This window comes from Acuticoccus sp. I52.16.1, from assembly GCF_022865125.1.
Classification (GTDB): Bacteria; Pseudomonadota; Alphaproteobacteria; order Rhizobiales; family Amorphaceae; genus Acuticoccus.
On sequence record NZ_CP094828.1, the window covers coordinates 2,338,798 to 2,363,458 of the forward strand.

Annotated in this window: 18 protein-coding genes, 1 tRNA gene, 2 pseudogenes and 1 other annotated feature; of the genes and pseudogenes, 6 read left to right on the top strand and 15 right to left on the bottom strand. The window is 65.5% G+C overall.

Annotated features, from left to right (window positions below):
• Window positions 1-72 precede the first annotated feature (72 nt).
• Window positions 73-1,019 (top strand): IS630 family transposase gene (locus MRB58_RS10620; protein WP_244781858.1). Its coding sequence is split into 2 segments (ribosomal slippage): window positions 73-409 and window positions 409-1,019, totalling 948 coding nucleotides; the frame shifts between segments, so codons are not numbered across the junction.
• 2 nt (window positions 1,020-1,021) lie between these two features.
• Here MRB58_RS10620 and MRB58_RS10625 read toward each other — a convergent pair.
• Window positions 1,022-1,562, bottom strand: a pseudogene (locus MRB58_RS10625) (transposase); the annotation flags it as partial.
• 188 nt (window positions 1,563-1,750) lie between these two features.
• Here MRB58_RS10625 and MRB58_RS10630 point away from each other — a divergent pair.
• Window positions 1,751-2,665, top strand: coding sequence for an MBL fold metallo-hydrolase (locus MRB58_RS10630; RefSeq protein ID WP_244781679.1), 915 nt, complete (start codon window positions 1,751-1,753; stop codon window positions 2,663-2,665).
• A 219-nt stretch (window positions 2,666-2,884) separates the two neighbouring features.
• On the top strand, window positions 2,885-3,061 hold the full coding sequence (locus tag MRB58_RS10635) for a biotin/lipoyl-binding protein (RefSeq protein ID WP_244781680.1): 177 nt from the start codon (window positions 2,885-2,887) through the stop codon (window positions 3,059-3,061).
• Between the two features lie 785 nt (window positions 3,062-3,846).
• Here the strand turns inward: MRB58_RS10635 and MRB58_RS10640 are convergent.
• The 8 genes from MRB58_RS10640 to MRB58_RS10675 form a co-directional block, all read right to left on the bottom strand.
• Window positions 3,847-4,353, bottom strand: a complete 507-nt coding sequence (locus MRB58_RS10640) for a CBS domain-containing protein (RefSeq protein ID WP_244781681.1) — start codon at window positions 4,351-4,353, stop codon at window positions 3,847-3,849.
• A 12-nt stretch (window positions 4,354-4,365) separates the two neighbouring features.
• A complete protein-coding gene (locus MRB58_RS10645; protein WP_244781682.1) occupies window positions 4,366-4,893 on the bottom strand; it encodes a carboxymuconolactone decarboxylase family protein in 528 nt (175 codons plus the stop codon).
• 22 nt (window positions 4,894-4,915) lie between these two features.
• Window positions 4,916-5,323 (bottom strand): cupin domain-containing protein, encoded by a 408-nt coding sequence (locus MRB58_RS10650; protein ID WP_244781683.1) that lies wholly within the window; start codon window positions 5,321-5,323, stop codon window positions 4,916-4,918.
• Window positions 5,324-5,344: 21 nt separating this feature from the next.
• Complete coding sequence (locus MRB58_RS10655; protein WP_244781684.1) at window positions 5,345-6,142, bottom strand: SDR family oxidoreductase; 798 nt, start codon at window positions 6,140-6,142, stop codon at window positions 5,345-5,347.
• A gap of 267 nt (window positions 6,143-6,409) precedes the next feature.
• Window positions 6,410-7,093, bottom strand: a complete 684-nt coding sequence (locus tag MRB58_RS10660; protein ID WP_244781685.1) for a response regulator transcription factor — start codon at window positions 7,091-7,093, stop codon at window positions 6,410-6,412.
• A gap of 2 nt (window positions 7,094-7,095) precedes the next feature.
• Window positions 7,096-7,473, bottom strand: a complete 378-nt coding sequence (locus MRB58_RS10665) for a response regulator transcription factor (protein WP_244781686.1) — start codon at window positions 7,471-7,473, stop codon at window positions 7,096-7,098.
• Window positions 7,470-8,108, bottom strand: coding sequence for a response regulator transcription factor (locus tag MRB58_RS10670; protein WP_244781687.1), 639 nt, complete (start codon window positions 8,106-8,108; stop codon window positions 7,470-7,472). The genes MRB58_RS10665 and MRB58_RS10670 overlap by 4 nt, the downstream gene beginning before the upstream one ends.
• Window positions 8,105-11,863: a PAS domain-containing protein gene (locus MRB58_RS10675; RefSeq protein WP_244781688.1), complete on the bottom strand. Its 3,759-nt coding sequence runs from the start codon at window positions 11,861-11,863 to the stop codon at window positions 8,105-8,107. The genes MRB58_RS10670 and MRB58_RS10675 overlap by 4 nt, the downstream gene beginning before the upstream one ends.
• Before the next feature lie 498 nt (window positions 11,864-12,361).
• On the opposite strand from MRB58_RS10675, the gene MRB58_RS10680 reads away from it, so the two are divergent.
• Together MRB58_RS10680 and MRB58_RS10685 are read left to right on the top strand one after the other, a co-directional pair.
• Window positions 12,362-13,111: an SDR family NAD(P)-dependent oxidoreductase gene (locus tag MRB58_RS10680; protein WP_244781689.1), complete on the top strand. Its 750-nt coding sequence runs from the start codon at window positions 12,362-12,364 to the stop codon at window positions 13,109-13,111.
• A gap of 209 nt (window positions 13,112-13,320) precedes the next feature.
• Window positions 13,321-13,844: pseudogene (locus tag MRB58_RS10685) on the top strand (alpha/beta fold hydrolase); the annotation flags it as partial.
• A gap of 43 nt (window positions 13,845-13,887) precedes the next feature.
• On the opposite strand, the gene MRB58_RS10690 reads toward MRB58_RS10685, so the two are convergent.
• A protein-coding gene (locus MRB58_RS10690; RefSeq protein ID WP_244777129.1) for an IS3 family transposase occupies window positions 13,888-15,116 on the bottom strand; the annotation gives its coding sequence in 2 pieces (ribosomal slippage) (window positions 13,888-14,822 and window positions 14,822-15,116; 1,230 coding nt in all).
• Window positions 14,719-14,835, bottom strand: a sequence feature (AL1L pseudoknot). (Overlaps the previous gene by 117 nt.)
• Window positions 15,117-15,289: 173 nt before the next feature.
• On the opposite strand from MRB58_RS10690, the gene MRB58_RS10695 reads away from it, so the two are divergent.
• A tRNA-Ser gene (locus tag MRB58_RS10695) sits at window positions 15,290-15,379 on the top strand.
• Window positions 15,380-15,882: 503 nt separating this feature from the next.
• On the opposite strand, the gene MRB58_RS10700 is transcribed toward MRB58_RS10695, so the two are convergent.
• The 5 genes from MRB58_RS10700 to MRB58_RS10720 all read right to left on the bottom strand — a co-directional run bounded on the left by MRB58_RS10700 (window position 15,883) and on the right by MRB58_RS10720 (window position 24,475).
• Complete coding sequence (locus MRB58_RS10700; protein ID WP_244781690.1) at window positions 15,883-19,968, bottom strand: DEAD/DEAH box helicase; 4,086 nt, start codon at window positions 19,966-19,968, stop codon at window positions 15,883-15,885.
• A gap of 156 nt (window positions 19,969-20,124) precedes the next feature.
• Complete coding sequence (locus tag MRB58_RS10705; RefSeq protein ID WP_244781691.1) at window positions 20,125-22,188, bottom strand: hypothetical protein; 2,064 nt, start codon at window positions 22,186-22,188, stop codon at window positions 20,125-20,127.
• Window positions 22,189-22,329: 141 nt separating this feature from the next.
• Complete coding sequence (locus tag MRB58_RS10710) at window positions 22,330-22,713, bottom strand: hypothetical protein (protein ID WP_244781692.1); 384 nt, start codon at window positions 22,711-22,713, stop codon at window positions 22,330-22,332.
• On the bottom strand, window positions 22,710-24,020 hold the full coding sequence (locus MRB58_RS10715) for a recombinase family protein (RefSeq protein ID WP_244781693.1): 1,311 nt from the start codon (window positions 24,018-24,020) through the stop codon (window positions 22,710-22,712). Before MRB58_RS10715 ends, MRB58_RS10710 begins: the two co-directional genes overlap by 4 nt.
• On the bottom strand, window positions 24,017-24,475 hold the full coding sequence (locus tag MRB58_RS10720; protein WP_244781694.1) for a DUF2924 domain-containing protein: 459 nt from the start codon (window positions 24,473-24,475) through the stop codon (window positions 24,017-24,019). The genes MRB58_RS10715 and MRB58_RS10720 overlap by 4 nt, the downstream gene beginning before the upstream one ends.
• Between the last annotated feature and the right edge of the window lie 186 nt (window positions 24,476-24,661).

Below are 24,661 nucleotides of genomic sequence, written 5' to 3' on the forward strand. Positions count from 1 at the left end.
AATCGCTGTGGGATTCCCGAATCAGCGGAAGTCTGATTCAGCATCATGGCTGGCGATGGGGGGCCAGTCATGATGCCCAAGCTGCTCTCTGAGGATCTTCGCCTTCGCGTGGTTCGCGCCATCGACGATGGAATGTCCCGCCGGCAGGCCGCGGCGCGGTTCGAGGTCGCCCCGTCCACGGCGATCCGATGGTACGAGGCTTGGCAACGCACCGGCTCATGCCGCGCCAAGCGCCAGGGCGGCGACCGCTGGTCCCACGTCACCGAAGCCCACGCCGAGCGCATCCTCGCGATCCTGGACGGCACCGGCGACATCACCCTGGTCGAGCTGAAGGCAAGGCTCGGTGAGAGCGGCGGCACGGTCTCCATCTCGGCGCTGTCGCGCTTCTTCCGTCGCCACGGGATCACGCGCAAAAAAAGACCGGCCACGCGGCCGAGCAGGACCGCGCGGATGTCCTTGCCCGGCGGCACGCCTGGTTCGACGGGCAGGACGAGCTCGACGCCGAGCGCCTGATCTTCATCGACGAGACCTGGGCCAACACGAAGATGGCCCGCACCCACGGCCGCTGCGCCCGGGGGACAAGGCTGCGCATGCCGCTGCCGTTCGGCCATTGGAAGACGACCACGCTGGTCGCCGGGCTCTCGCTGTCCGGGATCGTCGCGCCTATGGTGCTCGACCGGGCGATCAACGGCGTATGGTTCGAGACCTACGTGGAGCAGGTTCTCGCACCATGCCTGTCGCCGGGCGACGTCGTCGTGATGGACAACCTCGGCAGTCACAAGGGTTGGCGCGTTCGCGACCTGATCGAGAGCGCCGGGGCGAGGCTCGTGTTCCTCCCGCCCTACAGCCCCGACTTCAACCCGATCGAGATGGCCTTCGCCAAGATCAAGGCGCTCCTTCGAAAGGCGGCGGAGCGAACCGTCGATGACCTGTGGGACCGCATCGGCGCGGTCCTCGACCTCGTCACGCCAGACGAAGCCCGAGCCTACTTCCGAGCCGCCGGCTATGACCCGGACTGAGCGCGAAGTGCTCTAGAGCGGAGCACGGCGTGAACGCGCGGCGCGCCATAAATGCCGGCGCTTGCCTCGTGGACAACCCGGATGCGCTGCAGCAAGACCCTGTTCTCACCGGCGCGCCGGCTCTCCGGCCGACCCCTCCAGGCATAGTACCCACTCGATGAGAGCCCCAGCACGCGGCACATCATCCGAACCGGCCACACGCCGCGATGCTCATCCACGAACCCGAACGTCACCGGGAGTTCCGAAGATGCGCGCGGCTTCTTTTAGGATGTCGCGCTCCATCCGGGCCTTCTGAAGCTCCCGTTTCAACCGGGCATTCTCCGATGCGAGATCGGCCAGGGACGGCGCCGCCGCCTGCGTTGGGCGGCGCCGCTGCGGCGCCGTCCCTTCCGCGCCGTACTTGGATATCCAACGCCGAAGCACCGTCTCGTGCAGCCCGAGCTCCTCGGCCACGCGCACGATCGGCTGGCCGCTCGTCGCGACACGAAGGGCCACCTCTCGCTTGAACGCCTCCGGAAAGACCCGCCGTCGCCTCTCGCTCATCCTTGGACACTCCGTCTTTGGCTCGAAAGCCTATCATCGGTGTCCACTCGAACGGGGTAGGATCATCATGGCCTAAACCTATTCCCACGCACAGTACGACCTATTCCGCAACCCAATCGAGGATCTATAGAGCTTTCGGTAGCGTCCCCGACGTCGCGCACGAAGCGGCGATGATCTGGAGACGAAACATGAGCCTGGATACGATACGAAACGTCCGGGGCGAGCCGGAGGAGCTGGTGCCGTCCCGCTACGCGCTGCGGATCGGCGACATCGACGTGCTGGTCGTCAGCGACGGTGTGCTGCCGCTCCCGACGAAGATGCTGGCCCACAACGCGGATCCTGCCGTCCGCGGCGCTTGGCTCGACGATATGTTCCTGCCGCCGGACGCCTTCGACTGGTCGCTGAACGTCGTCATGGTGCGCAGCGGCGGGCAGACCATCCTGGTCGACGCCGGGCTGGGGCTGGACCCCGATCTCAACCTGCCGCGCGCCGGGCAGACGATCAGGCGGCTGGAGTCCGCCGGGATCGATCTCGGTTCGGTGACGGACGTGGTGCTGACCCACATGCACATGGACCATGTCGGCGGGCTGCTGGTCGACGGGGTCAAGCAGCGACTGCGTCCGGATCTCAAAATACACGTGGCGGCCGCCGAGGTGAAGTTCTGGGAGGCGCCCGACTTCACCCGGGTCTCGATGCCGCCTGGGTTCCCGGACGCGCTTCGTGCGACCGCGAAGCGATTCGCCGGCGAATACCGCAATCAGCTGAACCTGTTCGACGACGAGCATGTGGTGGCGCCGGGTGTGGTCGTCCGCCGCACCGGCGGTCACACTCCGGGCCATAGCGTGGTTCGCATGGCGTCCGGGGGCGACGGGCTGACGTTTGCCGGCGACGCCGTGTTCGCGGTCGGGTTCGAGCATCCCGACTGGCACAACGGCTTCGAGCACGACCCGGAGGAGGCGGTCCGCGTCCGGCGCCGTCTGCTCATGGAGCTGGCGGCGAGCGGCGAGCAGCTGGTGGCGACACATCTGCCGTTCCCGTCCGTCGGACGGGTGGCGGTCGCCGGCGACGCGTTCCGCTGGGTCCCTGCGTTCTGGGACTACTGATCGGTCAGGTCAGGGCGGGGCGTCCACTCGAATTCCGTCGAGGAATATCCTGGCGGCCGCCTTCTCCAGGCACCCTCTTGCGCGGTACGATGCGTTACCACACGTGCCAAATCTCGGTAACGATCAGTACCACTCATTGAGATCTGAGATGCGACGACATCTGAAACGCTTTCTCCTTGTCGCACTCGCTGGCCTGGTCGCACGATCGTCGGGGCTCGAGTGGTGCCGGGGCTCGGCCACGGCCGCTTCGAAGTCGCCACCGACAATGCCTATGTGCGCGCTGACGTGACCTCCATCGCGCCGCGGGTCAACGGCTACATCGTCTCGACGAACGTTACGGACAACGCGACGATAGAGGTCGGAGACGTGCTGTTCCGGATCGATGATCGGGACTAACGCGCTCGCCTGGCTTCGGCCGATGCCGCCGTGGCTTCGGCCGAAGCGGCGCTCGTGAACCTCGATGCCGAAACAGAGCTTCAGCGCGCGGTGATCGCCCAGAGCGAGGCGTAACCGAGATCGACGGAGGCCGCCCGGACCTTTGCGCACGGAAGTCTCGGACGCTGCCGCTCGCTGGTCGGCAAGAGCACGATAAACCAGGCTCAGCTCGAGGAGGCCGGAGCCGCCGGCGCCCAGGCCGATGCCGCCGCGGCCGCGCTGCGCGCTCAGCGCCGGAAGCTGGACGTTCTGGCCGCACGACGTCAGGCGGCGCAGGCAGTGCTTTCGCAAGCCGAGGCTGCCCGTGACCTCGCCCAGATCGATCTCGAATACACGATGGTGAAGGCGCCCCGGTGCGTGTCCCCGTCGACGGGTTCGGGCACGACGAGATTCGTGGTGTCGTCGACAGCCTCGCGCCGGGGAGCGGCGCGGCGTTCAGCTTGATCCCCGCAGATAACGCGACAGGCAATTTCGTGCGTGTCGTCCAGCGCGTGCCGGTCACGATCCGGTTGACGCACGTCCGGCCACCCGCCCGCCTCGTGCCGGGCCTCTCGGCGCGTGTGGCGATCCGCACCGGTTATCCATGCGACGCCGGACGAGTTTGCACGGCGACTCGGTATGGCGTGCCATACGACGATACCGGCCATCCCGATGAGGGCGGAGAGGACGAGCGGTGTCGCACCGCCCTCGAATGGAATGTCCGTGGGACCCATCGCCGAGCTTGTGCGTCGGAGGCGAGCGGCGGGTCAGCGATAGCCGACGCCGGCAATATAATCGGTCAGCAGACGTTCCTGGATCGCGTCCTCGTCGATCAGGGCCTGCATGGCGTCTCGTGCGTCGAGGATGCCGATCGGTCGCAGAGCTTCGTCCAGGACGGGAACGTTCTGGACTCCGCGCAGCACCATCGTCTGCAAGGCGGCAGCGATATCGTCATGCGCCGAACATGAGACGAACGGCTGGGTCATGAGCGCTGCGACGGTGGTGTCGTGTGGTCTGCCGTCGGCCAGATGGCGCACGAGGTCCGACTTCGAGAGAACGCCGGCCGCATGGCCGGTGGTGCGGCAAATCACGGCGAGCCCGGCACCGGGGCGCATGAGGGCACGCGCCGCGACATGCGCAGGAGCACCGACATCCATCGTGACGAGTCGGGCGAGCGTCTTCGATTCGAGTTGCGAAACGCGCATGTCGTTCTCCGGAAGGATTGGTGTGGTGCTGCGCTGTGGCCGAGCGACGCTGCCGGAGCAGCGCCGCATCGGCCGATGCGCTCAGTTGAGGCCGGCCCTCGTCAGGCCGTACGTCTTGTCCAGGGCGCCGGGCACCGGTCGGAAACCGACATTGAGACGGTTCCACGCGTTGATGGCGACGATGACGAAGGTGAGATCGGCGATCTCCTTCTCCGATAACTGGCTCCGGACGCGCTCGTAGACCGCGTCCGGGACGCCGCCATCGGAGATCCGGGTGAGCACCTCCGTCCAGGCGAGGCAAGCGCGCTCGCGTGGGGTGAAGAGGTGCGATTCGCGCCACCCGGCGACGTGGTGCAGGCGCAGCTCCCGCTCGCCGTGGATTTTCGCCATCTTCACATGCATGTCGATGCAGAAGGTGCAGCCGTTCATCTGCGAGGCGCGGATCTCGACGAGGTCGCGGATCGGCTGTTCGATCGCGCTGTCGGCGACCGCGACGTTGAGCTCCGTCAGCTTCTTCAGAAGCTGCGGCGCCAGGGCGGCGTAGTCGAGGCGTTGGGCGGGGCCGGTCGGTGCGGTCTCGTCCACTTTGGTATTCGCGTGCGTGTCCATAGGATTGCCTTTGCTTGGGGGATCAGTCTTCGTAGGTGGCGAGTTCGGTTTCGTCCGTGTCGAGGACGAAGACCGCGAGAAGGCGGGCCGGCTCCGTCGCGCTCGCATTCTCGCTGACGGAGTGATGGTCACCTGGGAACTCCGACCAGCTCTCGCCGGCCCCGTAGACCCTGACCGGCCCACCGTTGACCGCGCTGCGGATCGCGCCCTCGAGCACGGTGGCGTAGATGAAGGCGGAATTCGGATGCGTGTGGGCGGGCGAGGTTCCGCCCGGCGCGTAGTCGACGAGGACGCCTCTGATGCTCATCCCCGGCACGTTGGGGAGCGGCTGATCGTAGACGAGCGTGACGGCGGCGCTTTCGGGATCGTGCGCCGCCGCGGGCAGCGGGAAAAGCAGGACGCCGGCGCCGACGATGAAGGTCTTGATCATGGCTGGTCTCCCGGTTGGCGGTCAGGCCGGCTGCTGCGCGGCGGTGCGCCGCGTGATTTGCGGCCGGGACGTCTTCGCCAGTCCGGCCAGCCAGTCGGCGAAGTTCGTGACGCCGATGCGCGCGTCCGGCCCCGGCACGAGCGAACCGTCGTTCAGCACCACGCCGAAATACGGGGCGTCGGCGTCGGCCACGACACGGCGCGGATCTTCGATCGCGGCGAGATACGCAGCGACGGCTTCGCTGAGCGAAAGACGGTCCGGCCCGGCGATCTCGACGATGCCGCCCAGAGGTGCCGCGAGCGCGAAATCCGCCACCGCGTCGGCGACGTCGTCGGCCGCGATCGGCTGAACGGCGGCGGGCGAGACGCGGAAGGTCCCGTCAACGTTGCCGGCCTTGGCAATCGCGCCCATGAACTCGAAGAACTGCGTCGAGTGGACGATCGTGTAGGGGATGGGCGAGGCGCGGATCAGCTCCTCCTGCGCGAGCTTGCCGCGGAAGTAGCCGCTCCCCTGCAGTCGCTCGGTCCCCACGACGGAGAGCGCGATGTGATGGGTGACGCCGGCGGCGGCTTCGGCGGCGAGGAGGTTACGCCCGGCCGTCCGGAAGAAGTCCATCACGGCCCGGTCTTCGAAGGAGGGCGAGTTGGCGAGGTCGATCACCACGGACGCGCCCTCGAGCGCGTCGGCGAGGCCTTCGCCGGTGACGGTATCGACTCCCCTGTCGGGCGAGGCGACGAGCACCTCGTGCCCCTTGCGGCGCAGGCGCTCCACGGTCCTGGACCCGATGAGGCCCGTGCCGCCGATGACGACGATCTTCATGGAATTGTCCCTCGGTTTTTTGCGAGCATTCAGCCGCCGGAGTGGTCCGGCTGACGCCCCGATCGAGGCGTTCGGCTGCGTTCGAGAATGCTGTGGTTCCGGGGGGCGAACCATCGGACGGACGGCGTGCCGGACCTCGCCGAAAGTACAGGGTCGCTGTGTTGCTCGGCCGACCTCGGCACGCGCGTCGCATGCCGCGCCGGCAGGACAGAGGCGTTATGCCGAGCGCTGCTGCGGGCTGTTGGGGCGCGGGGCGGGCTGCCGGGTTTAGCGCGGCTCTAAGTCACGCAGGTCGGGCGGGAGCGTCTCCCACAGGCGGATCAAAGCGGCGAGGGACGGGACCTCCATCTTCCGCATCGCGTTGCCACGATGCAGCTTGACCGTGACCTCGCTGATGCCGAGATCGAACGCGATCTGCTTGTTCAGGCGCCCACGTGCGACCTCTCGCAGAACCTGGCGCTCGCGCCGCGTCAGGGTTTCGATGCGGCTGACATGGCATTGTACCACCGCTGCCTCCGCGCGGCGTGCCGTGTCGATGGCGATCGCGGCCAGCACGGCGTCGAGCAACGCCTGATCGCGCACCGGCTTCGTGAGAAAGTCGACGGCGCCGCACTTCATCGCCTGCACCGTCATCGGGATATCGCCGTGCCCGGTCAGGAAGATGACGGGCTTGCGGTCGCCGCTCTCCGCGAGCCGGTTCTGCAGGTCGAGCCCGCTGGTGCCCGGCATCCGAACGTCGAGGATCAGACAGCCCGGAACATCGCGAACCCCGGCGTCGAAGAGCTCCTGGGTCGAGCCGAACGCGATGGTCTGAAAGCCCGCCGACAGGATCAGTTCGGTGATGCCCTCGCGGACAGCCGGATCGTCGTCGACGATGAAGACGCAAGGCGCCTCGCTGGACCGTGCCAGTGAGGCGGGCCGCCGGTCATGGATCGTTCGTTCGCGCTCCATCGTCACCCTCCGTTTGTCTCTCGTCGCAAGGCATTGTCGATCGCGGCAAGCAGTTCGTCGCCGTCGAATGGCTTGCGGAAGAAGCCGGCCGTCCCGTGGGCCCGGCTCTGGTCGGCGATCTCGTGGCGGCCGGTGATGAGGAAGACGGGCAGGTCCGGGCGCGCCGCTCGCACGTGGTCGCGAAGATCGAAACCGTCCATGTTCGGCATACCGATGTCCGTGATGAGGAGGTCGAGGTTGGCGAGCCCGCCGTCTAGCAGCGCGGCCGCCGACGTGTAGCTCCGGGCGGCATATCCGGCCGACTCCAGCAGCTCCTCGACCGATTCTCGCAGGCGTGGGTCGTCGTCGACGATCGCCACTACGGGCCGTAGCGCGTTCACGACGTCCCTCCGTGCCGGCGTGAATGGGTGACCGGAATGTTGAGCCGCTCCGCAATGCGGACGAGATCGGCCAGGGACGCGGCCGCCAACTTACTCATGACGTTCCTTCTATGGATCTGAAGCGTGACCTCGCTGATGCCGAGCTCGGCGGCCGCCTGCTTGTTGAGGAGGCCGCTGACCACGAGCGGGAGCACTTCGCGCTCGCGAGGGGTCAGCGCCTCGTAGCGCAGGCGCAGCGTGTCGCGCTCGGCGCGGGCGGCGCGGCGCGTTCGGTCGAGCGCGACGGCGGTCTCGACGGCGGTGATGAGGTCGGCGTCCCTGAACGGCTTGGTCAGGAAGTCGACAGCGCCATCCTTGATCGCCCTCACAGAGGACGGGATGTCGCCGTGGCCGGTTATGAAGACCACCGGCGGATGTTCGCCGGCTGCGATCCGCCGCTGTAGCTCGAGGCCGTTGATGTCGGGAAGCTCCACGTCGAGGATTAGGCAGGCCGGCAGGTCGGGCTTTTCTGCGGCGACATAGGCGCCTGCCGAGGCGAAAGCGATCGCCCGCATCCCGTGCGAGGCGAACAGCTCGTCGAGTGCCTCGCGGATGCGGGAGTCGTCGTCGACGACGTAGACGACATGCTCGGTCATGCCGCGACTTTCGTCACCGCCGGCAGCGTGAAGACGAAGGTCGCGCCGCGGGCATCGTTCGCCTCAGCCCACAACCGGCCGCCGTGCGCCTCGACGATCGAGCGGCAGATGGCGAGGCCCATCCCCATGCCCTTCGCCTTCGTGGTGAAGAAGGGCTCGAAGATCTTCTCGGGCGCCTCGATGCCCGGACCGCCGTCGGCGACCTCGACCCGGACCGCGTCCTCGCACGGGCGCGCGGTGATCCGGACCTCGCGCTGGTGCGGGACAGTTTCCAGCGCGTCCATTCCGTTGCGGATGAGATTGACGAGCACCTGCTGGATCTGGACGCGGTCCACCATGGTCGGCGGAATGGCTTCGGCCTCGACACGCAAGCGGATACGCCGCCGCATCGCCTCCTCCGCCATCAGATCACGGGCTTCGGCGATGACGTCGGCGAGATTGGTGCTCGTCCGGGTCTCGATGGATTGGCGGAAGAGGGCGCGGATGCGGCCGACGACGTCCGCCGCCGCGTTGGCGTCGCGGGTGATGCGCTCGGCGGTGATCTTGGCGCGGTCGAGGTTCGGCGGCGTCGCCGACAGCCAGCGGTGACAGGCTTGGCTGTTCGCCACCACCGCGGCGAGCGGCTGATTCACCTCGTGCGCGATGGAGGCGGACAGCTCCGCGAGGCTCGCCGCCTGGCTCGCCCGCGCGAGCCGCTCCTGCGCGAGCCGCAGCGCCTGCTGTGCCTGCACTTCCCCCTCGATGTCGAGGCAGATCAGGTTCCACTGGACGATGGCACCCGCCTTGTCGCGCATCGGCGCGGCGCGGGTTTCGACCCAGCGATATTCGCCGTCGGCCCGGCGCAGGCGGTGCTTGCGCAGGTAAGGCTCGCCGGTGCCGAGCGAATGGGCGTAATCCGCCCTGACCGCGGGCAGGTCGTCCGGATGGATCGCCGCATCGAGCGTGCCGTCGAGTCGGGTCTTGCCGGATCCGTCGAGCGCGTCGACGCCGAAGCCGAGATAGGCCCGCAGCTGCTCGCTGCGGTAGACCGGCTCGCCCGCAGGGTCGGCGCAGACAATCATGGCCGGTAGCGTCTCGACGAGCTGCCAGAGGAAGCGCTCACGCTCGCGCAGCGCCTCCTGCGCCTGCATCTCCTCCTCGATATCGATCGAGGCGATGTACCATTGCACGATCGCCCCCTCGGCATCGCGCAGCGCCTGCGCGCGGGCCTCGATCCAGCGATAGACGCCATCGCTGCACAGCCGGCGGAAGCGGTTCACGAACGCCTCGCCGGCCGCGAACCCCGCGCACGCGCGGGCGAACATGATCGGGAAATCGTCCGGGTGCGCGACCTCGCGCGCCAGCGCGGCGAAGTCCACGATGTCCTCCGGCGGTGCGCCCACGGTGTCGAGATATCGCTGGCTCGCGTAGGTCAGCCGCTGCGCCGGATCGAAGCTCAGAACGTTTACGGGGATCGCGTCGATCATCAGCTCGAGCTGCTGCTTGCTGCGCCGCAGCGCCGCCTCGGTGAGAACCTGATCGTCGATGTCGTGGCACAGGCCGTACCACTGCACGATGCAGCCGTTCTCGTCGCGAAGCGCTTCGGCGCTCGCCGACATCCAGCGATAAACGCCATCGGCGCGACGCATGCGCCACTTCATGACGAGGCCCTCGCCCGTGGCCAGCGAGTGCTCGAACGCACGCGCCACGCTGGCGGCGTCGTCGGGATGGATGATGGAGGCGATGATGGCGGCGAGCCGGGTCCGCCCGGGCTGATCGGCGCCGGAAACATCGAGGTTCAGGAAATCGACGAGCCGCCGGTTGAAGAATACCGGCACGCCCTCCGGCGTGATGCGCCACAGGTAGCTCGGCACCATGTCGACGAGCTGCGACAGCTCGCGTTCCCGGTCCCGCAACGACGCTTCCACGCGCTTGATCTCGGTCAGGTCGAGGATGTAGGCGACGCCTTGCCGGGACTGGCCTTCGAAGCAGGCGGCGCCGATCAGCACGGGCACCCGGCTGCCGTCCTTCCTGAAGTACTCCTTCTCGCGCGGCTGCATCCTGCCGGTGGTGAGGAGCTCCTCGGCTTCCTGGCGGGCATGGACGTCCTGCCAGTCGGGAGGCGTCATGGCGAACCAGTCGAGTCCCGCCTCCACCTCCGCCCGGTCGTACTGGACCATGCGCAGAAATGCGTCATTGGCGTCGATCAGCGTTCCGTCGAGGTCCCAAATCACGATGCCGATGACGTCCGAATCGACAAGCCGCCGGATCCTCGCCTCGCGTGCGCGCACCTCCTCCTGCGCCCGTACGAGGTCGTCGATGTCGACGTTGGCCCCGTACCAGCGGATGATCCGCCCGCTTTCGTCGCGCAGTGGATTGGCGCGCCCTTCCATCCAGCGCCACGTCCCGTCGTGACGCAGGTTGCGGAAGTGGAGCTCGAATGGTTCGCCGGTGGTAAAAGACCGGGTGAGCGCAGCGTGCAGCCGTTCGCGGTCGTCCGGGTGGACGATGGTGGCGATCGCCTTCGGCAGCCCTTCGTCGAAGTCGCCGAGCGCGAGGCCGAGGAAATCGACCATCGCCCGGTTGACGTAGTCGGGCTCGCCGGCCGGCGTGGTGCACCAGATCTGCACCGGCACGGTGTCGATGAGCTGCTGCAGCTGCCGCTGGTGGCTCCGGAGCGCCTCGTCCGCGCGCATCTGGTCGTCGACGTCGACGCAGAGGCCGTACCAGCCGGAAATCGCGCCGTCGTCGCGCCGAAGCGGTTCCGCGCGGCTCGACATCCAGCGGTATACGCCATCGGCGCGGCGGAGGCGGTAGTTGAGGGAAAAGCTCTCGCCGATGGCAAGTGACATCCCGAGCGCGCTGCGGAATCTCGCCCGGTCGTCCGGATGCACCCGGTCCGCCAAAGCTTCGAGCCGACTGACCCCGGTTGACGCCATGCCGTCGACATCGAAGCCAAGGAAGTCGGCCATGCGCCGGTTGAAGAAGATCGTCTCGCCGTCCGGGGTGAGCCGCCACAGATGGCTCGGCACCATGTCGACGAGCTGCGACAGCTCCCGCTCGCGCTCGATGAGCGTGGCCTCGGCGCGCTTCTCGTCGTCGATGTCCATCGTGGTGCCGTGCCAGGCGACGATGCGACCCTCGTCGTCGCGCTGCGCCAGCCCGGCATTGCGGAACCAGCGGTAGACGCCGTCGTGGCGCCGGATGCGGTGCTCCGTGTCATAGGGCGAGCCGGTCGCGAGACAGTGGCGCCAGGCGTCGGCGATTCGGGTGTAGTCTTCGGGGTGCACCACAGCGCGCCAGCTGAACCCGTCCACGTCCGGCGGCTGTGCCAACGCCTCGGCCGAAAAACCGACATAGTCGAGCGTATTCGGACTGACGTAGGTGAAGCGGCCGGTCGGATCGGCCGACCATGCATAGGCGGGCATCGCCTCGATGATCCTGCGGGCGAGCACCGCACGCATGTCGGGAGTCCGCGCGGCGAGCGCGATGGCCGTCGCGCCGATGGAGAACGCAACCGCGCAGAGCGCGGCCCAGTCGAGCGCGGGTTCACGATTGCCGCCGAGCGCAAGTCCGGCCATCGCCGCCAGCAGGACCGCCACAACCGCAAGGGCGCCGTTGACGAGACTGGCCGTCACCTCGCGCATGTAGAGGAAGGCGGCCGAGAACGGTGCGAGCAGGCCCAGCATCGTTCCGGTCGCCTGCCATGCGGCAATTGCGACGAGGATGGATAGCAGCGCCAGTGTCTCGCGCCGATGGGGGATCACAGCTCTCATGCGCGGCTGCTCCTGCCGGAAACCGATTTGATACGGGCGCCGATTCGCTCGCGGGCGGGCCCGAAGCGGGGCTTGCGGCCTCGCCGACACTCTAGCGGCGACCATACGCGGCCGCACCTCATGGAAATCCATGCATCGGCCGCAGCGTCCTCCGAGGTCGACGCGATTTGGACCGCCCACTGCGCGGTTGGGGTGCGGGTTTATCGATCACGGTCTTCGGGTCCCGCCGGACCGCCGGAATGGCGAAGGCCATGGCTGCGTCTCATCCGACGTGTCGTTTCGCTTGGCGGATCCAATACCTCGGGACAGGTTGATGGGACGGGATATCCCGCCGAAATATTGCGCCGCAGAACGAATAATACAGCAGAAGCATCCCGCTGATCTTGTATTGATTCCGTCAGTGCCAATCAGCTCAGACGCAAGGGCAGATTCGTACCAAATTTTGCTTAAAAATTGGTGAGAAACACTAGAGATTCTGTAATGGAAGGAGCAGTATCCGTGGAGTTCAAGAATAAGGTTGCCATTGTTACCGGCGGCAGCTCGGGGATCGGCCGGGCCACTGCTCTTCAACTCGCCGCCCTCGGGGCGCGGGTTCTCGTCACCGGGCGTCGGCCCGAGCCGCTCGAGCGCGTCCGCGCCGAGCATCCCGAAATCGCCGTCTGCGCCGCCGACGTCGCCCGGCCTGCCGATGTTGAGAAGACCGTCCAGTCGGCGGTCTCCCGGTGGGGGCGCGTGGACGTTCTCGTCAACAACGCCGGTGCGGGTGCAATCCTGCCGCTCTCCGAAGCCACCACGGACCGGATCGCGGACATCCTCTCCGTCAACGTCGTCGGGCCGAGCCTCATGGTACGAGCAGCACTGCCGCATCTTTCGGCCGTCGGTGGATCTGTCGTCAACGTCTCCAGCACCTTCGGCCACAAGGCGGCGGCGGCGCTCTCGCACTACGCCGCCAGCAAGGCGGCGCTGGAGCACCTGACCCGCTGCTGGGCCTTGGAGCTGGCCCCGCTCAAGGTCCGAGTCAACGCCGTCGCCGCCGGTCCGACGGACTCCGGCGCTCTGACGGGGATGATGGGCCTCTCCGAGGACCAGGCCGCCGCGATCGAGGCGGACGAGCGCGAAGTCATACCGCTCAAGCGGCGCGGCCAGCCGAACGATGTCGCGCGTTGGATCGTCCACCTCGCCCATCCGGCCGCCGACTGGGTCACCGGGCAGGTCGTCTCGGTGGACGGCGGCCTGAGCCTCTCCTGACACCACCATTCCTCGACAAGGAGACCAACGTGACGAACAAAGACGACGACGCGCGCGCTGCGCCGTCCACGTCGGAGCGGACGCTCGCATTGACCCGGAGGGATGCGCTGACGGCAGCCACCTCGGCCGGCTTGCTCGCGGTGCTTCCCGCCTCCGCGGCGGGACAGCCGCAAGACAGCACCACATCCAATTTCGCCAGGAACAGCGACATGAGCTTCGTAACCACGCGCGACGGCGTGCAGATCTTCTACAAGGATGGGGGCCGCGCGACGCGCCCCCCATCGTCTTCCACCACGGCTGGCCGCTCAGCGCCGACGAGTGGGACAACCAGATGCTCTTCTTCCTCAGCAAGGGCTTTCGCGTCGTCGCGCACGACCGGCGTGGCCATGGCCGCTCGACGCAAGTCGCAGGTGGCCACGACATGGACCGCTACGCAGCGGACGCTGCCGCCGTGGTCGAACACCTCGACCTTCGGAACGCGGTCCACATTGGCCATTCGACCGGCGGGGGCGAAGCGACACGTTATGTCGCCCGGTACGGACAGCTGTCCGGCCGTGCGGCGAAACTCGTCCTCATCGCTGCCGTACCGCCCCTCATGGTGAAGACCGAGGCAAATCCGGGTGGCACGCCGATCGAGGTGTTCGACGCATCCCGCACTGCGCTCGCCGCCAACCGTGCCCGGTTCTATCTCGAGTTCGCGAGCGGCCCGTTCTACGGGTTCAACCGCGCCGGGACCCTGAACTGCACCGGGAATTCCGGAGGCCAGTTTGTCTTAGCTACGCGGCCATGGGCGTTAGTTCCAGCGCTGCGTGGTAGTGAGCTTCGGCCTCGGCAGGCGAGATGTTTCCGATCGGCTCGAGAAGGCGGCGGTTGTTGTACCAATCGACCCATTCGAGGGTCGCGTACTCGACGGCCTCGAAGCTGCGCCATGGGCCGCGCCGGTGGATGACCTCTGCCTTGAAGAGGCCGTTGATGGTCTCCGCCAGCGCGTTGTCGTAGCTGTCGCCGACGCTACCGACCGAGGGCTCGATGCCTGCCTCGGCCAGGCGCTCGGTGTAGCGGATCGCCAGGTACTGCGACCCCCTGTCGGAATGATGCACCAGGCCTTTTCCCCTTACCGGCCGACGCTGGTGAACGGCCTGCTCCAGGGCATCGAGGACGAAGCCGGTATGGGCGGTCCGACTGACCCGCCAGCCGACGATGCGGCGGGCGTATGCGTCGATGACGAAGGCGACGTGGACGAAGCCCTGCCACGTCGCCACGTAGGTGAAGTCGCTCACCCAGAGCATGTTCGGAGCCGGCACCCGGAACTGGCGATTGACGCGGTCGAGCGGGCATGGCGCGGCCTTGTCGGGAATCGACGTTCGCACCCGTTTACCCCGAACAATGCCTTCGATCCCCATCTCCTTCATCAGCCTGGCGACGGTGCAGCGCGCGACTTGGAAGCCTTCTCGACGCATCTGCCGCCAGACCTTGCGCACCCCGTAGACCTGAAAGTTGGCGTCGAACACGCGCCGGATCTCGGGCCGCAGTTCGGCATCGCGGCGCGCCCGCGGTGAGCGGCGCGTCGGATCGGCCCGCTTCATCACATGATCATGGTAGGTGGACGGGGCGATCGGCAGAGCCTTGCAGATCGGCTCGACCCCGTGCTCGGCCCGGTGATCGTCGATGAACGCGATCATGTCTTCGACCGGCGGTCGAGCTCCGCCTGCGCGAAATACGCCGATGCTTTGCGCAGGATCTCGTTGGCCTGGCGCAACTCGCGGTTCTCCCGCTCCAGCGCCTTCATCCTCTCGGCCATGTCGCTCGGCACACCCGCGCGCCTGCCGTTGTCAACCTCGACCTTTTTCACCCACTCGTTCAACGTCTGTGCAGCGCAGCCGACCTTCGAGGAGATCGACAGGATCGCCGCCCAGCGGGACACGTGCTGGTGTTCATTGTCCAACACCATCCGAACCGCGCGCTCGCGTACTTCCGGTGAATATTTGTTCGTCGTCCTGCTCATCGGGCTCCATCCTACTCAGGAGTTGGAGCCTCCGGCAGACCCGGCGCGGGTCAGATTGAACCGGACCACGGTCGCAACAGATGACGGATCTGGCGCCGAACATGCCGTCTGGAACATTGATGTCGGAACCCTCTTAACGCGGCGGATCTCTTCTGCTAGTCGGGTGCTCTCCCGGAGGGGTGGCCGAGTGGTCGAAGGCGCACGCCTGGAAAGTGTGTAGGCGGGAAACCGTCTCGAGGGTTCGAATCCCTCTCCCTCCGCCATCAGCCCTCGCGAAAGTGTTCTCCCGATCCGGCTGCGGCCGGATTTTCTCGTTGTTTTCGAGGGTTATGCGGTTGGGGCTGAGCACCGGCCCGGACGCCAGGCGGACCGAAGACGGTCTCTCAGGGCCGACATTCTCCAGACCTGATGACTGCGCCGATTGGTGAATTGTTCGCAAGTCATTCAAACTTAGGGTATTTCGACGCCGGTAGGCTGAACGCTTCGACGTCAGTGGCAGCCGATCCAATGGACCAGAAATCGAACATTTGCAAAGAAATGAGACCGGCCTCAGATCAAAACGGTTCAAGCCCGAAGGTGTCGTTCGCCGCGTTCGCCGGGAGCGACCACGCTACCGAACGTCACGGTAAGTGATCCCAGTCGACCCTGACGGGGCGGAGCGGCGGAAAGTTGCGGCCGCGCTTTCTCCTGATGGAGAACCTTTATGTTCATAGTCCCTTGTCGCAGAGAGTCAAAGTGGGATTTTAAGTTGTTGTCGGCCTACCATCTAGTTGCGAACCCTGAACGAGCCGCTTTTCCGGACAACACTATGTCCCTCCATGAACGGGATATCGCAGTCGGTGCGATCGTCGAGAAATGTCTCGGCGAAGTACTTCAGAAGTCGCGAATCTCGCATTACCTCTAAATCGCCGGGTAGATGATTTATTACCTCTTGGCTTGCCAAAACTACGAGCTTGGCGCGTGGCCGTGAGGCCATGACATTGAACCGATTGAGCGACAGGAGGAACTCATCCTCGTCGGCGATCGCATCGGGATCGCCCAGAGCGTAGCTGGCGATGATCACGTCACGCTGCTGTCCTTGGAAGCGTTCCACGGTGTTCACCGCGTCGCGGATGAGCCTGCCATCGTCGCCGAGCGGTTCAAATAGGGCTTGCAGCTTGGACACTATCAGCGCCTTGTGTGCGCGGTGCGGCGTCACCACGCCAACGGCGTCCGTCCAAAAGCTGCTCAGATTATGTAGCCCCGCACTGCTCGCCTGCGGGTCTCCATGGAGACCGGTGCCTAGGTGGCCCCGAAGCATCCAGAGCAGCGCCGCCACAGCTTGGGCCTCAAAGTCGTTCCACTGACTGCTGCGTCCTTCCGGATAGATGAAGGCAGAAATGGGCTGGCTAGGCTCCAGCAGCCGGGCATACTCGGTGCCGAACGCGAGATTCCGAGGCCAGTTCGCCGGTACCGCCGCAGGGAGAGGTGTCTCCAGCCGCATGCGCAGATCCGGGAAGTGGGCGGTAAGACCAGCCGGATAGCCAGCGAAGCGCCCGAGGCCGACGATCGTGCTGTTCGAACGGTAGTTTTCCAGCAGATCCTTCGAGGTCACTCCCCGATGGTCCGCGACAAAGTCATAGACGGATCCAACGAGCTTCTCGAGGCCGAGCGGCGCCTGCACCGCGTGAATGGGCGGCAACTGCTTGGGATCCCCGACGACGATCGTTGAGCCGCCTTCGGCGAGCGGCGCCAGGGCAAGTACGGCGTTGGCCATGTCCATCTGGGACGCCTCGTCGATCAGGACCACGTCGAAGAGAGGAGGCGCGAAGTTGCCCTTTAGGCCGGCGAATTTGGTTACCTGCTGCGGCGGCGCCGATACGATCGCGGACGTCGTCCCGGCGGTCAACAGATCGTGCAGGTCGCGGATGCCAGGCGCATCCTTATCGTTGAGGAGGTTGACGCCCGCCGGCATGCCCGGAGCATCCTCCTTCGAGCCGGAACGCAGACGGGCCAACCGCACTTTGCCGGTCGTCGCCTCTCCGAGCGAAGCGATCTGTCGGAAGGTGCGCAGCACAATGTTGTCGGCCGCGTCGTAGGTATTGCTCGTCACCAGGATCCGGATCGCCTTTCCGGCGGCGTGAGCTTCCAGCAGCAGCCCGAGCAGAATGGCCCGTAGCGTCTGCGACTTACCTGTCCCAGGCGGACCCCAGATGAGGGCGAGGCGCTTCTCCATCGCTTCCCGCCATGCGTCCCACTGGCTGTCGTTGAGCTCGGTGCCGAGCGCCTCTAGCGTCGTCCGAGTCGCGGCGGCATTCCTGCCAGTGAGAGCAAGCGCCGTCTTTTGTGTATCCCAGAGCACGTCCGCCACGGGCACATGGGCGGTAGCGGTCTTGGGAGCCGACTTCCCGATGACGTTGGCTGTCGGGGTGCCGGCGCTAATCGCCAGGGGCGGGTTGCCGATGGCCTTAAGCGCGATCTCGAGCCTTCCCGTCAGGAAGTCTTGCACCTGGCGGTCGAGGACGACGTCGCGGCTCAGGTCAAGCGTGAATTCGATCCGTCGCAGATAGGCATCGACCTCGGGCCTGAAATATACTGCGACAAGCCTGGCGTCGCGGTCGATGGCGAGCAGCTGCGTCGCCGTCAGTGTTCCTGGGGATCGGAATTCGTTGATCCAGCTTGGTAGATCCGGAGCAAGCGGCACGCCGCCAGTGAAGTCGCTGAGCCGCCGAGAATAGAAGTCTGGCACTGAATCCGGGGAAAGTGCGCAGAGGAAGTCCCCTTCCTCGAACTTGGCTTCGCGTGATCCTTCCGCAAGCGTGTAAATCCGTAACCCAGGACGCAGCGTGACTCCAAGCGTCCGCGCGGCACTCGCCAAGTCAACTCCCGTGAGCTCCGCCTCAAGCCGCGCGGCGAGGTATTTCGCCTCTCGCTCGTGGACGGGCATGGCCAAAGATATGCCGTGCTCTAAGCCCACGACTTGCGCGTTGAGCCGAGCGAAGGCGTACCAGATCTGCCCGTCAGCACTCACGCTGCGCAGCATCGCCGGCGGTTTGATGTCCGTGATCTTGGGAGCGCGGCTGCGTAGTTGGCCCTTAAGGTCGAGGCGAAGTCGCCACAAGATGGAATGAAGCGCGTGCAGCTTCATCGTTACCGTCGAACGCAGTTGGGTGACCTGCTGACTCCATGGACGAGGCTGACCCATACGGGTCCAGATCTCGTGCGCCCGCTCCGAGGGTACCTGATCAGATAGCGGATCCTCGAAGATCACCGGCACACGGAACTCAAACGGTGTCGCGCCCTGCTTTGGTGGAGGTGCATAGGCCCGTGCCAGTCCAAGCAGCGAGTAATAATGGGGGATGGGCGCCGCTACGAGCGCCTGGACCGCGTTGCGGACAATGGTGATCGGCGCGCTAACCGAGCGCAGCTTGGCATTTTCGATAATCTCTTCGGGCGGAAACAGCCATGCAAGCTTCTTCAGGCTGCCGTCGGCAAGAATGTGATGGAGGTTGCGACCAATTACGCGCAGAATGTGGTCGTAGGTGACGCTGTCCCAAATGTAGATTTGTACCGTTGCGTCCGCCTTGTCTTTGGTCGCGTCGGAGAGCGCCTTCTCAACATAGGCAAGGAAGCTCAGGAGTTCTCGGCTCTCGCTCTGGACGCTGCGGTTGTCATTTACAAAGACCTGCGCGTCGATCTTCTCCCGCTGTCCACTCGCATTCGAGTAGCCGCCGACGCCAAAGGCGAGCGTCAGGCCGCTCCCGATGTCGAAGTCGGCCGAAAGATAGAGGTTGAGGTCAGCCCAGTTCGGGATGACGGCCGACGTGCCCGAACCCGCGGGAATGTCGCTGCTGCCGGTCGCCAGCGACTGCGCACGTCCCGCAACTACCGTCCGTGTGGCGCGCAGCTTAGGATGGCAGTCAAAGGCCAAGTCGTCGGACTTCAATGGTGCCAGCGAGGCGGTAGTATTGATCTTGCGGTCGCCAAGCGCGCGCCGAGCGCCGCGAGGCAGGAAGGCGATAGAGCTGAGATGCCCCTGCGCCTTCGCCATTGGCATGCAATGATCCGGATGCTCAGGGGTGCTCGCGCTCCACGCATAGCCTAGGTACTCGCACCCGCTGCAGCCAGTGCCCACGTGCCAGTCGAGATCCCTCCAAGGGCTGGCCAGTGCCTCGGCAAGTTCCACGTTGAAGAAGTGCCTGAGGCGCGGCGAGAAAACGTCGATTTCGAGCGTCTCAATGTCATCTGTCAAGGCGGCGGCCAACTCGTCGGCTGTCGGCGTAAACCCTGCTTTGCTTCGCTCTGCCTTGAGCCGGACGATCGCTGCAGCGTCGTGCGATCCCGGCCAGATAGCTGCCTCGGCGACGACGGCAAACCGGTCAGCGTAACCGTTGTCGTGAAGCCATCCTGCCAGTGCGAGCGAATAATATGTGATCTCGGCGAAGTAAGACGCGCTCGGCTCCGCAGTCATCTTAATGTCGATCACCCGCAGGCCGATTCGGCCGTCCGCGTCGTGGACGGAACCGTTCGCCTCCACGATCCGACCCACGTCTGCGGGGGAAAGCACTTGGATCAGATCGGGGACTAGCTTGGCAAAGCCCAGCGAGTGCGTGGCCACCAGCGCATCGATGCCGATCGCCGTCCGGAAGCTTGCGCCGACATCGAACTCGGGCCTCACCAAGAAAGCGCCAGGCTGCGCACTGGACATCACGTTCTGAAGCTTCTGATCCTGAAACTCCGTTCCAGTCATGGTGCCGATGACCGACGTACCACCGAAGGTGCTCTGAAGGTCCTTAAGCTTCTCCTGTTCCCAGCGGCTGCCCTCCTGAGTTAACGCCGCCATTCCGGCGCGTGCGACGGTCTTCGGCGGCATGCCCTGCGCATCGCGCTCCGGCTGGTACTGCTGGTTTTCTGGAGAGAGGAGGAGACGAAGTTGACGAGGACAGTCTGTCCGAAAGTAATTGCTGATGACACGCTTGCTTAGATACGGCAACGACTTCCCCCCAAAAAACGTCAATGCGATCTAAGTTCAGCGCAGTGCTTCCTCAAGGGCGATCCGTTTTGACCTCCCCAGTTTTCGCCGCGGGGCCAGAGCCTTGCCCACAAGCGCGGCTCTACGCAGCGCGGCTGCGTCGATCGCGTTGAACGGTAGCGTCAGTTCACCATACCGCCCGAGCCACCCCTCGACCTCCGCTTCGACATCGGCGACCTCTAGCTCGCCAACCTGCAAGACGGGCGTAGGCCCAGCTCCGTGACGAAGGACGAACAGCGCGTCCCACAGCCCGCGCTCGCCTTGCGCATGAAGGCCAGCGCCTGCCTCACCGGGCATTGGAAGGACGCTTGTGATCCGCAAATCCGTGCGGGCTATAGCTTCCGCAAGCGCTTGCCAGGCAGAAGCGTCGGTATGCCGGTAGGAGAACGCCACGATCCCGTTGCGCTTGAGCACCCGGGAGATCTCCTCGAAAGCCTGACCAAGACCCTCGGTGTAGCGTTGTACGCTCCCGACACGGGATCTGTTAGCGACGAGGCTGTTGGCCAGAATATCGTGCTGCTCGCGCGCATCGAGCACTTCTAGACATCTCAGCCAAGGGCCGAAGAAGCTCGCGAGTTCGGAATAGGCGATGTTGTCGAAGTAGGGAGGATCCGTCATGACAACGTCGATTGATCCGCTCGCAAGAAAGGCAAGATTGCCTGCCGTTCCCATGTGTATCTGGTTCTTTCGCCGACGGGACCGGGTTGGCACGTCGACGAAGGACTTCGCTCCCATCGGCTCCTTGGGGCTACGCGCGTAGGCGGCCGCAGCGGTGAGCTTGCGGACCGCATTCGGAAACGTGCCGCGACCCGCGCGCTCGATCCAAGGATTAAGTTCAACCGGGCGCTGGATGTGCCGGAACGCCCGGAGCGAGAACAGTGGCGTAAGACGCCGCCAGCCCGCGGCGTAGGACGCCATCATGCAGTTCGTGGTCAGATGGTCGCTGAACGCCATCGCTACGGCGCCGCGCAGGGGCTGGTCGAGAAGCGCGATTTCCTTGGCAAGCAGACCGAGGTGCAGCAATTGCCTCGCATTAAAGAGGTCACGCCAGCGGCCATAGCCATAGGCGCTCAGCCGCTCGTCAGACCAGCCGGATGTGTCGATCCGGTCGTCCGGGATCAGTACATCTCCAGCTAGTTCTGCATCCACCAGCGCTGCCTCAGCACGCTCGTACTGGCTTACGTCCTCGTCAGTAGCCTTCCGGAACATTCGCTCTGACATAGGAACCATGCGCGTACCAACTCCACGCGCGACTGTCTCCACCGCGAACAGCCGCCAGCGCGGGGCTCCGCCTCTACGCCCATACTTGATCAGCTGGTCGCAATGCTTGCATTGCGGGCATGTAGCCCGACCCCGCAGGGCGGAACCGCGATCGCAGTCGGTATGGTGTCCGCAGTTGACACATTCGAAAGACGCAGTGCGCGCCGGTAGCTCGTGAATCGTGCCGCAGGCGGAGCAGAAGGCGTGGCGCGTGGTGCCATGGTCGGCTAGCACATGATTGGGTTGCGCGTCAAAATGGCTCCCGCAGCCGGCGCATTCCACGACTTGCACCCAGAAATGGTGCAGCACCAAGTCGTCGTCTCGGCGGTGAAACTCGGCCAGGCGGCTCCCGACCTTCGCCTTCAGCTCGGCGAGGGCCGGACCGAGATCTGGGAGGTCGGCGGCCCCCAACTCCAAGCGGCTTACGGCACAGGCTACGGGATCCACATCGCAGCCATATGCCGTGGCACCGAGTCGGGACGCCTCGAACACCGACGTGCCACCGCCGACAAACGGATCCAGTACCTTCAGGCCGGTGAGGTCCGCACTTCCGTAGTATAGCTCGCTGAAATCGGCATCCGGCCCGGACGTAACGCCGATAAGGAGGCTACGAAAGACCGACCCAAGTCTCCGTGCGAACCATTTATGTGCGGTGTAGATGGGGCGAGGCCGACGCCCCTCGCGAATGGCGAATGTGACGAGCTGTTCGACCGGAAGCCGCCCGGCCTCCAAGAGGGAATGTCGGTGGACCCGAGCGCCTTTACGCGACATTTTTTCGTTTTGCTGGGGGGCAGTAGGCATCTTCATTACTCCTGGACGCTCCCTCTGAAATCCCCAGTGATAAGAAAGGGATGTAAAGGTGGTGACTTGTTTGCGTCCAGCCTCATTCGTTGACCGCCACTGCTGCGTAACAGCAGCTTTACCAAACCGCCCCTCAACCAGTTAGTCAAAGCGAGCAGCATGCTCTGCCCACGCGAATGGAAGCGGCTCCAGCACCCGCGCCAACGTCACGTCCGGCCCCTGCCGCCCGTCCATGATCGCCTCCACGATGTCCGGCGAGAGCAGCGTCAGGCGCAGGACCCGCGTCATGTAGGACGGCGCGATCTTTTCACGCTCGGCCAGTTCGGCGATCGTTGCGACTTCTCCCGCCCGCATCATGCGCTCCCATCGGAAGGCGCGCGCCAGCGCTTTGACCAGCGCGTTGTCCAGCTCCGGCCGCGATGGTGCACCCTCCGGCAGCCGAATCTCCTTACGCCCGCCGCGCTTCTTCACCCGAAACGGGACGTGCACCATAACGGTGTCGGGGATCGTCGTCGCGCGCGTCATGCGGCGCGGTCCATGTCGCCCGCTAGCATCTCGCGCGCGAGCCCGACCAAGCCATCGACGCGCAGCTGGACGTTCAGACCTTCGGTGCCGATGTCGATCCGCTCGACAAGAAGCGCCACGATGCGCACCTGCTCGGCGGGAAACAGCTCATCCCAAGTCGGGTCCAGCTGGTGCAGAGCGGCATGGACATCTGACTCGGTGATCTCGTGGTCCTCAAGGCGCGCCACCTTCCACGTGTCCGCCACGATCTCGGGCTGGCGGAACACGGCCCGCAGCTGGTCGATGACGGCAGCTTCAATGTCGCCCGCAGGCACGCGGCCGACGGGGCACGACCCCGCGCCATGCCGCAGCACCGTCTGGCTCACGTAGTATCGGTAGAGCCGATCGCCCCTGCGGGTATGGGTCGGCGAGAAGGCGGCGCCGTCCGGTCCGAAGAGCAGCCCCTTCAGCAGTGCTGGAGTTTCTGCGCGCGTTCGTGCAGCGCGCTTGCGCGGGCTCTCCTGAAGGATCGTCCGAACCTTCCCCCAAAGCTCTTGATCCACGATCGGCTCGTGCTCGCCCGGGTGGCTCACGCCTTTGTGGACCGTCTCGCCGATGTAGGCTGAGTTGTTCAGCATCCGGTAAAGATACTTCTTGTCGATCGGGCTACCGCGCTTCGTCGTGATGCCCTCCGTTCGCAGCGCCTTCGCCAGCACCGTCGCCGAACCGATCCCGACGAACCGCTCAAAGATCATGCGCACCGCCTTCGCCTCGGAAAGGTTCACGACGAGCTTGCGGTCCTTCACATCGTAGCCGAGCGGCGCCCAACCGCCCATCCACATCCCCTTGGCCCGAGAGGCAGCGAACTTGTCCCGAATCCGCTCGGCGGTGACCTCCCGCTCGAACTGTGCAAACGACAGCAGGATGTTAAGCGTCAGCCGGCCCATCGACGTCGTGGTGTTGAACGACTGGGTGATGGACACGAACGTCACCCCGTTACGATCGAACACCTCCACCAACTTGGCGAAGTCGGCGAGAGAGCGGGACAGGCGGTCGATCTTGTAGACGACCACGACGTCGACAAGCCCGTCCTCGATGTCGGCGATCAACGCCTGAAGGCCCGGCCGCTCCAGCGTCCCACCGGAGAACCCGCCGTCGTCGTACTGGCCGCGGAGCAGCACCCAGCCCTCGGACTTCTGGCTCGCGGCATACGCTTCGCACGCCTCCCGCTGGGCGTGGAGTGAGTTGAACTCCTGCTGGAGGCCTTCCTCGGAGGACTTGCGCGTATAGACCGCACAGCGGCGCTTCGGCTTCGTCGCGTCCTTCATGCCGACCGCCGTTGGTTCTTAAGGCCGAAGAAGACGCGGCCATTCCACCGCGTGCCGGTGATCGCCCGGGCAATCGCCGACAGCGATTTGTACGGCCGCCCCTGCCACTCGTAGCCGTCGACGAGTACGGTCACGACATGCTCCACGCCCTTCCACTCCCGCAGCAGGCGCGTCCCGGTGATCGGCTTGTCGCTGTGGTCGGCCCGCTTGCGGCTCTTCGCGCGGTCCCCTCCATCGAGCTCCTCGCCAAGTCGCTCTAAGCGCTTGACCGTCTCCGGCTTCAGGCCGCCATAGGCCAACTCCTGGATGCGGTACGCCAGCCGGCTCTCGAGGTAGCGGCGATTGAAGGCCGGCGGCTCGCTCTCAAAAAGTTCACGCCACTGTTTCTTCAACTCGGGTGTCGGCGTCGTCTTCAGCGCGGCAAGGCGGGCCGGGATGCTGTCGGTCTGGTTCATGCGGTGCTCCGGTCAGGACGGTTCGCATGCACGCTCTCGACGGGCGAGAAGTGAAGGCCAATTTCTCCTTCATCTGCATGTGCTTGGGCGTCGCGCTGGCGGAGGCGGATGACGCCGCGTGCGAGGATGGCGCACACCTCGCGGCGGCGCTCGGCGGCAGTCAAGCGATCCGGAGGGAGAGGATTT